The organism is uncultured Methanobrevibacter sp. (assembly GCF_902764455.1).
In the GTDB taxonomy this organism is placed as follows: Archaea; Methanobacteriota; Methanobacteria; order Methanobacteriales; family Methanobacteriaceae; genus Methanocatella.
On record NZ_CACWVY010000013.1, the window covers coordinates 90,405 to 99,024 of the forward strand.

10 protein-coding genes and 1 tRNA gene are annotated in these 8,620 nt (G+C 33.8%); 5 read left to right on the forward strand and 6 right to left on the reverse strand.

The window, feature by feature from the left end:
- Positions 1 to 26: 26 nt before the first annotated feature.
- The 3 genes from QZU75_RS04925 to QZU75_RS04935 all read right to left on the reverse strand — a co-directional run bounded on the left by QZU75_RS04925 (position 27) and on the right by QZU75_RS04935 (position 2,161).
- Entirely contained in the window at positions 27 to 998 is a 972-nt protein-coding gene (locus QZU75_RS04925) for a transcription initiation factor IIB (protein ID WP_296881973.1), read from the reverse strand.
- 26 nt (positions 999 to 1,024) lie between these two features.
- Entirely contained in the window at positions 1,025 to 1,312 is a 288-nt protein-coding gene (locus QZU75_RS04930) for a Gar1/Naf1 family protein (RefSeq protein WP_296881959.1), read from the reverse strand.
- Positions 1,313 to 1,423: 111 nt separating this feature from the next.
- Positions 1,424 to 2,161 (reverse strand): RraA family protein, encoded by a 738-nt coding sequence (locus QZU75_RS04935; RefSeq protein WP_296881960.1) that lies wholly within the window; start codon positions 2,159 to 2,161, stop codon positions 1,424 to 1,426.
- A gap of 446 nt (positions 2,162 to 2,607) precedes the next feature.
- Here QZU75_RS04935 and dnaG point away from each other — a divergent pair, with 446 nt between their 5' ends.
- From dnaG to QZU75_RS04960, 5 genes are all read left to right on the forward strand, one after another.
- Positions 2,608 to 3,840, forward strand: coding sequence for a DNA primase DnaG (gene dnaG / locus QZU75_RS04940; RefSeq protein WP_296881961.1), 1,233 nt, complete (start codon positions 2,608 to 2,610; stop codon positions 3,838 to 3,840).
- A gap of 52 nt (positions 3,841 to 3,892) precedes the next feature.
- Positions 3,893 to 4,495 (forward strand): biotin transporter BioY, encoded by a 603-nt coding sequence (locus QZU75_RS04945; RefSeq protein ID WP_363139640.1) that lies wholly within the window; start codon positions 3,893 to 3,895, stop codon positions 4,493 to 4,495.
- Positions 4,496 to 4,546: 51 nt separating this feature from the next.
- Entirely contained in the window at positions 4,547 to 4,933 is a 387-nt protein-coding gene (locus tag QZU75_RS04950) for a DUF1284 domain-containing protein (protein ID WP_296881964.1), read from the forward strand.
- Positions 4,934 to 5,000: 67 nt separating this feature from the next.
- Positions 5,001 to 5,072: transfer RNA gene (locus tag QZU75_RS04955), tRNA-Gln, on the forward strand.
- A 31-nt stretch (positions 5,073 to 5,103) separates the two neighbouring features.
- On the forward strand, positions 5,104 to 6,285 hold the full coding sequence (locus tag QZU75_RS04960; protein WP_296881965.1) for an ATP-grasp domain-containing protein: 1,182 nt from the start codon (positions 5,104 to 5,106) through the stop codon (positions 6,283 to 6,285).
- On the opposite strand, the gene QZU75_RS04965 is transcribed toward QZU75_RS04960, so the two are convergent.
- From QZU75_RS04965 to QZU75_RS04975, 3 genes are all read right to left on the reverse strand, one after another.
- The gene (locus QZU75_RS04965) at positions 6,260 to 6,409 is read right to left on the reverse strand and encodes a hypothetical protein (protein WP_296881966.1); all 150 of its coding nucleotides are present in this window, start codon (positions 6,407 to 6,409) and stop codon (positions 6,260 to 6,262) included. The genes QZU75_RS04960 and QZU75_RS04965 overlap by 26 nt on opposite strands.
- A 146-nt stretch (positions 6,410 to 6,555) precedes the next feature.
- Positions 6,556 to 7,242 (reverse strand): V-type ATP synthase subunit D, encoded by a 687-nt coding sequence (locus tag QZU75_RS04970; protein ID WP_296881967.1) that lies wholly within the window; start codon positions 7,240 to 7,242, stop codon positions 6,556 to 6,558.
- A 27-nt stretch (positions 7,243 to 7,269) separates the two neighbouring features.
- Positions 7,270 to 8,620 (reverse strand): V-type ATP synthase subunit B (locus tag QZU75_RS04975; RefSeq protein WP_296881968.1); only part of this gene is annotated, 1,351 nt, incomplete at its 5' end.

Here is an 8,620-nt window from a genome sequence, read left to right on the forward strand (position 1 = left end):
TAAAAAAAAGAAATAAAAACGAGTGTTTATAAAGTTACACCCATTTCCAATTGTTCAGTTAGTTCTTTGTATCTGTTTCGAATAGTAACTTCAGTTACACCTGCAATATCTGCAACATCTCTTTGTGTTTTTCTCTCACCGAGTAAAACGGATGCAATGTATAATGCAGCTGCAGCTACACCAGTAGGACCTCTTCCTGAAGTTAATCCTTTTTCCATTGCCTTTTCAATTATTTCAATAGCTTTAGATTGAGCTTCGCCTGAAAGTCCAAGTTCAGATGCGAATCTAGGAACATAATCTACTGGAGAAGTTGGAGGCAATTTAATATTTAACTCACGGGTTAAAAACCTGTAGGTACGGCCCACTTCTTTTTTAGTTACTCTTGATACTTCAGCAATTTCATCTAATGTACGTGGTACGTTACAACGTCTGCATGCGGCATAAAGTGATGCTGCTACAACCCCTTCAATACTTCTTCCTCTAATTAACTTATTATCAACAGCACTTCTGTATACAACAGATGCTGCTTCTCTTACGCTTCTTGGAAGACCTAATCTTGAGGAGTCACGGTCAAGTTCACTTAAAGCAAATGCAAGGTTTCTTTCGGTTGCACCGGAAATTCTGATTTTCCTTTGCCATTTTCTTAATCTGTACCATTGTGCACGGTTTCTTGCAGGAATATCACGACCATAAATATCCTTGTTTCTCCAATCAATCATGGTACTTAAACCTTTATCGTGAATGGTGTATGTAATTGGAGCTCCTACTCTTGTACGTTTATCTCTTTGTTCATGGTCAAATGCTCTCCATTCAGGACCCATATCAACAAGATTTTCATCAATTACTAATCCACAACGAGCACATACTACTTCTGCTCTTTCATAATCTCCTATTAATTCTGTAGAACCACATTCAGGACATTCAGTTTGTTTATCTTTAGAATAAACATCATCTCGTGCATTAGCTTGTCTTGTTCTTCTACGACCTCTTCTTGGAATTTCATCAAATTCAGGTGTAGTATTTTCTATTTCTTGTGTCGTGGTCTCATCCTCCTTTTTCTAGACTTTTTGGATTTCGGTTTCGATACAAACAGTTTTTCACCGCTATTTTTCATAAGTTCATCTCTATCTGCTGACCTAAATAAGCGAATAGAAATATAGGGCTTCTTTGTTGGCCCGAATACATAGCCGACCTTACCAATTTTATTCTTTTTACTGTCATAAACAATGGCACCTGGTGAAGGTGTTTTATCAGATCGGGCTATCAGTTTTCCAGAGTTTGCAACATGCAAACTATTTCCTAAAAATTTCATAAAATCAAACTTAAAATCAAATCTGTTTCACTTATATAATTAAGTGATAGGTTATATATAAACCTATCGATATCTTTATATATAGATATACAAATCTATTTAAATGTTTTTCTATTTGAGTCCGACAATTTCAGCTAGGGTTTTGCCACAAGTTATATCATCGATAATACCTGCCTCTTTAATTTTTACATGCAATGTCTGAGACATGACTTTGGAGAATAACTCCTGAGGAATGACAACAATACCTGTTTCATCGCCAAAGAAAAAATCGCCCGGATTGACAGCAGTACCTTCAATATCAATCGGTTCATTTAAAGTGCCCAGGCCCAATGCGGAACCTGCATTCGGACAGAAATTACTTGCAAAAATCGGATAATCCATATATAAAAGCGCATCCAAATCACGTGCTGATCCGTAAATAACTGTTGCCTTAATGCCATTATCCCTAGCACAGCTTGAAGCCAATTCTCCCCAAATTGCTTTATCTTCACTATCAACTTTAAAAAATAGAATATCTCCCTCTTCTGCACTGTCAATTGCCAATGCTGAAGTTCCCCAGTCATCTGATGAGGTTTCTGCTGTAAAAATTTTACCCCAAACCCTCTGATTGTTGACTGGCTTAATTTTTGCTATTGTGCCCGGCCTTCTGAAAAGAGCATTATATGCATCTGAAATCTGACATGCTGAAACGTTTTCAAGCAATGACTGTAAATTTATAAATCTTTCATAATTTTTTCCGTTAAATCTTAAATCATCAATAGTCACATCATCTAAATTGATTTTTTCAACATCAACACGTTTTTTTAAATTCTTATTCTTATTCAAAACATCTTTCGGACTTAATGACATGAACTCACCAAATTTTTTCTAAATTGCATACTATACATTTACACCACCAATCAAATATAGTTTTTGCATACAACATATTTTATATATTAGTTAAGATAAAATAATTAAATGTAGTATTGAAAAAAATACTTAAATCATTATATACTCATAGAGTTTATTACATTATTCATTATTATAATTATTATTAATTAATCAAAAGACGGGAGAAAATAAGTTATTAAGGTAAAAAAAGAAAAATAAGATTAGTAAATCATATATAACATTTAATTAATTGAAAAATTAGTGAACCTTAATAGAAAAACTCTCCAAATGTATAAACTCTTTTTTTAGTGTATAAAAGGTCAAAGGCCTGATAAACAAATTTATCGTGTAATTTATGCAATTTAATTGCTAAATCATATTAATTACATAAATTATCCCGATTGAATAAGCTTGGAGGCTTAAAAATGGGAAAAGGTGAAGAATTAACAACAACAAAATATTTAATCCATGCGCAAATTACAGCAAATGGAATTGTTGAAAAACCTGATGTTGTTGGTGCCGTATTCGGACAAACTGAAGGTTTACTCAGTAATGATTTAGATTTAAGAGAGCTTCAACGTACTGGAAGAATTGGTAGAATTCAAGTCAACATCCAGTCAAATGGTGGAAGGGCAAAAGGTGAAATTGTAATTCCATCCAGTTTAGACAGAGTTGAAACCGCCATTCTTGCAGCATCTCTTGAAACAATTAACCGTGTCGGACCTTGTGAAGCTGAAATCCAAACCTTAAAAGTTGAGGATGTAAGAGCAGTTAAAAGAGAACAAGTCGTAAACCGTGCAAAAGAAATCTATAAAAACATGGTTGAAAGCGTCGGTCCGGCCAGTATGAAAATGATTGAAGAAGTAAGGGAAGCAATGCGTGTTCATGAAATTTCTGAATACGGAGACGATCGCTTGCCTGCTGGTCCTAGTATCCACACTTCCGATGCAATTATCGTAGTGGAAGGACGCAGCGATGTTTTAAACTTACTTAAATATGGTATCAAAAACACCGTAGCTGTTGAAGGTGTAAGTGTACCTAAATCCATTGGAGAATTAAGTAAAAAAAGAACAACCACCGCATTTGTTGACGGAGACAGAGGCGGAGAACTTATCTTAAAAGAACTTTTACAAATTGGAGAAGTGGACTACATTACCCGTGCTCCAAGAGGAAAAGAAGTTGAAGATTTGGAAAAAGATGAAGTTTTAGTTGCGCTTAGAGATAAAGTGCCTACTGCTCAGTTTTTAGCAAATCACAATATCTTAAATGACAATAACAAAAAAGATAATAGAAGACAAGACAGACGTAATAAAAAACATCAAAAATACAATCAACGCGAAGAACCACGTGTCGAAGAACCTGTTATTGAAGATGATGAAGTAGTCTTAATGAAAGACATGCTAAAAGAATTTGAAGGAACAGGCAGCGGAGCTATTTTGGATGAAGCATTAAATATGACAAAAGAGGTGGAAGTAGAAGAAATCTATGAAGAAATTAAAAACATAGATGGAAATGCAGATACCGTTATTTTCGATGGAGTAATCAGCCAAAGACTTGTTGATGTTGCATCTCAAAAAGGAATTAAAAAATTAGTCGCAGTTAATTCTGTCAATATTGTTAAAAAACCAAATAATATTCAATTAATAACTATAGATTAAATTGAAATAATTTAATCTTAATTAAAATGGAAATTGGAGGGAAAAAATGAATATCAGTATGAATAATTATTACAGTACTAGGAAAAATGTATTTGAAAGAATTCAGGATGCCAGTACTGCAACCAAATTGCTCATGTCATTATTAATGGCATGTTTTACCGGTTTAATGGCTCAAGTCATTATTCCGCTTCCATGGACTTCAGTTCCTATAACTGCACAAACATTCGCAGTATTATGTTCTGGTTTGTTTTTAGGTAAAAAATACGGATGCTTAAGTCAAATCTTATATATCGTTTTAGGTGTTGCATTCATCCCTTGGTTTGGAGGAATGACCGGAGGACTTGAAATATTATTAGGATCCACCGGAGGATTCCTTATAGGTTTCATCATTGCATCTTACTTTATAGGATATATCAGTGAAAAATATGCTGAAGCACGTAGTTTTAGAAAAATGGTCGCTGTTATTGGAATTGCTAACTTTGCATTAATATACATTCCAGGATTAGCAGGCCTTGCATTATGGATGAGTTTACAAGGTGCAACATTTACTGTCGTTGACATTTTAATGATGGGTCTTGTTCCATTTATAGTTGGAGATATTGTAAAAATACTAGCTGCTGCATCAGTATCAAAAGTATTTTTACCAAAAGACTAAAAAAAAGGATTCTATTATCCTTTTTCTTTTTTTATTATTTTTTCGATTTACATGAAACTTATTTTAAGAGGTCATCACCTGTTATGTCTTAAAGGTTTTCAGGGCTATGGCTATGATGATGATTTTGTCAAAAACATGACCCGAGTAAATGAACTTAGAAAATCTGAAAAAACAACCATCCAGCTTACAAATTCACCTGACGACATCTGCAAAGCATGTCCGAATCTAAAGGACAACATCTGTGAAAACACAACCCAGAATACCAACATTATCAGCATGGACAACAAAGTTTTAAAACATGTAGACCCCAAAATAGAATATGATGCTCTCAAGCTTTTTGAAAAAGTCAGCAGAATTTTTGATTCAAAAGAAAGTGTATCAAAAATCTGTTCAAATTGTTCATGGCATGATAAATGCTTATTTTATCAAAATTTATGATTTAACCGATAGGTTTAAATACTATATAATGAATATATATTATTGTTGTATATCTACAACAAATTATAGTCCCGTAGGGTAGTGGTAATCCTTCTAGGCTTTGGACCCGGAGACGGCGGTTCGACTCCGCTCGGGACTATTTCTAAACTAACTTTTTTTATTGATATTTTATGAAAAAGCTTTTACTTATTGGAATTGATACAAGAAGTATGCTTAACAGTGCATTAAAACTCAATTATGACATTTATTCTACAAGCTATTTTTCAACTTCAGACACTCCTCAAATCAAAAAGCAAAAAATCATATTAAACGAAAGTGAAGGTGAAAGCTGCGGAATTTTTGAGGATGAATTCTACGGAAAAAATCTGATTGACATGTCACAGGATTTCATTGATGAAGTTGACTATATCATACCTATTTCAGGAGTTTCACCATCCGATTTTAAAAAATCAGATCAAAAGAAGATTCTGGGAAATCATGACGTGAAAGATATTGAAAACAAATACCGATTCTATAAAAAAATCAGACATGATTTTTTAACTCCTATGACTTTTAGTGTGAATGATATGGATGAAGCTATTGAAATAAATAAAACTTATAATGACATTCAATTTATTTTAAAACCCCTTCAAGGAAGTGGAGGGTATGACATAAATCTTTTAAATGAAGATAAGGATATTCAAATTAATGAAGGAGAATTCATTTTACAGGAATATATATCAGGAATCAGTCTGAGTTCATCTGTGCTTTCAACAAAAAGTGATGCAAAAACAATAACAAACACAAGACTTCTAACTGAAAACGATTTTGGAAATAAAAACAGTTTCATATATATTGGAAACATCCTGCCTTTAACTTCCAAGTCCATAATGGCTGACGTTAATGATATCAGCAATATAAACAAAAGCATGAATGAAACCTCAGAGGATTTGATTCGAAAATTCAATCTGGTTGGATCAAACGGTGCTGATTATATTCTTAATGAAAACGGATTATATGTAATTGAAATTAATCCGAGACTTCAGGGAACATTTGAATGTGCGGAACTTTCACTTGGAATAAACATGCTGGATGCTCATATCAGAGCATGCCAAGGTGAGTTGATAAAAATACCTCATGTGAAAAATTATTCATATAAAAAAATCATATATTCCCCTGTAAGAATGAAGTATGAAAAAATAGATCTTGACAATATTTATGACCTTCCCCATATAGGTTCAATCACTGAAAAGTCACAGCCATTACTTACAATAATCGACAAGGATGAGGATTTTGAAAAATTATTTGAAAAAGTAGAATCAGCAAGTAAAAAAGTAAATAGCATTGCTAAAAAAGGCCAACTAAGTGCATGATAAATAAAATTATACCAATTGTCATCATAATAGTTGTAGCAACCATACCCCATGTAATCCACATAAAGGTTCTTGCTTTATTGTCAGGGTCTTTTAAAAATTGGTCAATTGGATTTCTTTTCATTTTAACACCATTTTAAAAAATTTCTAGTAAAAAAATTTTTTACAGTAACTTAATAATTTTAACTTTTTTTGAAAATAAAATAATATTTGAACTTTAATTAAAAAAATAATAAAAAATAGAAGAAAATGAAAAGTTTTGAGAAGAATTTAATTTTCTGCATTTGCTGCTGCTTCAGCAGCTGCTGCAGCTTTTTCATTTTTCTCAATTGTTGATCTAATCATTTTCAATCTAACGAAGTTTTCCCTTTCCATTTCTTGGAGTCTCATATCAATATACTTTTCAGTATTTTGGAATCTTGGAATCATAATATGTTCCAAAGCATTTACCCTACGTTTAGTAGCTTCGATTTCTTCAGCGAGGAGGAAAATAGTTTTTTCCACTTCACCCAGCTCGATTAAATACTTAATAGATTCCTCATATTTCTTAGCAGCTTCGTCTAATTGAATTGTGGTATCAGCGAAACCATAACCCCTATCAATAATGGATCTTTTTTCCATTTTGACATCAGTAACAGGTACTGCTACACCCATAACACTTCTTGAAGTAATTTCAACATCAATGGATTCTTTTACAGATAATGCTGCTTTTTTAACAGCCAAATCACCCATTGCAATTTGAGCTTCAAGTAAAGCATCGTTTGCTTCGCTTAGACTTTTTTCTGCGTTTTCACGAATACCTTTGACACGATCCAAGATATCAAAAAACTCTTTAATTAAAGCATCCCTTTTTTCTTTGAGTAAACCATGCCCTTTAACAGCTAGTTTAGTCCTATTTTTAAGGGATAATAATTCCATACGAGTTGGATTAATTCCATCAATAATATCTTGTGCCATTTAATCACCTACATTGCTGTAATGAGATTAGTCATCTTTTGGAAGGTATTGTTCAACAAATTCTTCTTTAACCCTTTTAAGTTCTGTTTTAGGTAAGATTTTAAGTAAACTCCAACCAAGGTCTAAAGTTTCGAAGATTGTCCTATCTTCATCTTTACTTTGAGTAATGAATTGGTCTTCAAATGCTTGAGCAAATTCTAAGAATTTTTGATCCCTTTCAGTAAGTGCTTCTTCCCCTACAACCGCTACTAAGTCTCTTAATTCACGACCTTCAGCATAAGCGGAATAAAGTTGGTCAGATACACCACTGTGGTCATCCCTAGTTTTGTCTCCACCGATACCCCCACTCATCAAACGAGAAAGTGAAGGAAGTACGTCTACAGGAGGGTAAATACCTTTCCTTGAGATTTCCCTACTTAATACAATTTGTCCTTCGGTAATATAACCGGTTAAATCAGGAATTGGGTGAGTAATATCGTCTTGAGGCATAACTAAGATAGGCATCTGAGTAATGGAACCTTCTTTACCGTCAATACGTCCTGCTCTTTCATAGATACCTGCGAGGTCAGTGTACATGTAACCAGGGTAACCTCTTCTTCCAGGTACTTCTTCTCTTGCTGCAGAAATTTCCCTTAATGCTTCACAGTAGTTAGTCATATCTGTTAAGATAACTAATACTTGCATACCTAAGGTGAATGCATAATATTCAGCAGTGGTTAAAGCCATTTTTGGAGTTAAAATTCTTTCAATAGCAGGGTCGTCTGCTAAGTTCATGAATACTGTTAATTTTTCTAAAGCTCCAGTACGTTCGAAGTCTCTCATAAAGAAGTTTGCTTCTTCGTTTGTAATACCCATAGCTGCGAAAATTACTGCGAATTCGTCGTCAGCTCCTAATACTTTAGCTTGTCTTGCAATCTGTACAGCTAAATCGTTGTGAGGTAAACCAGATCCTGAGAAAATAGGGAGTTTTTGCCCTCTTACTAATGTGTTCATTCCGTCAATGGTAGAGATACCAGTTTGAATAAATTCTTCAGGGAATTCACGAGAAGCAGGGTTCATTGGAGCCCCGTTAATATCTAATTCTTCATCTGGGATAATTTCTGGTCCACCGTCAATAGGTTTACCGATACCGTTAAAGATACGTCCCATCATGTCTCTGGATACACCGATTTTTGCGGTTTGACCAGTGAATCTTGTTTTAGTATCTTTAGTGTTTAAATCATTAGTACCTTCGAATACTTGGATAACAGCAACATCTTTAGTTACTTCTAGAACTTGTCCACTTCTTTTTTCACCAGTAGGTGTTTCAATATCTACAATTTCATTGTAACCAACGCCTTCTACTCCTTCAACAACCATTAAAGGACCTGAGACTTCA

Bases quoted from the DNA above. Each gene is read 5' to 3' on its own strand.
- QZU75_RS04965 (WP_296881966.1), bottom strand. From the start codon at position 6,409: ATGAAAAGAAATCCAATTGACCAATTTTTAAAAGACCCTGACAATAAA.
- QZU75_RS04950 (WP_296881964.1), top strand. From the start codon at position 4,547: ATGAAACTTATTTTAAGAGGTCATCACCTGTTATGTCTTAAAGGTTTT.
- QZU75_RS04970 (WP_296881967.1), bottom strand. From the start codon at position 7,242: ATGGCACAAGATATTATTGATGGAATTAATCCAACTCGTATGGAATTA.
- QZU75_RS04960 (WP_296881965.1), top strand. From the start codon at position 5,104: ATGAAAAAGCTTTTACTTATTGGAATTGATACAAGAAGTATGCTTAAC.
- dnaG (WP_296881961.1), top strand. From the start codon at position 2,608: ATGGGAAAAGGTGAAGAATTAACAACAACAAAATATTTAATCCATGCG.
- QZU75_RS04935 (WP_296881960.1), bottom strand. From the start codon at position 2,161: ATGTCATTAAGTCCGAAAGATGTTTTGAATAAGAATAAGAATTTAAAA.
- QZU75_RS04930 (WP_296881959.1), bottom strand. From the start codon at position 1,312: ATGAAATTTTTAGGAAATAGTTTGCATGTTGCAAACTCTGGAAAACTG.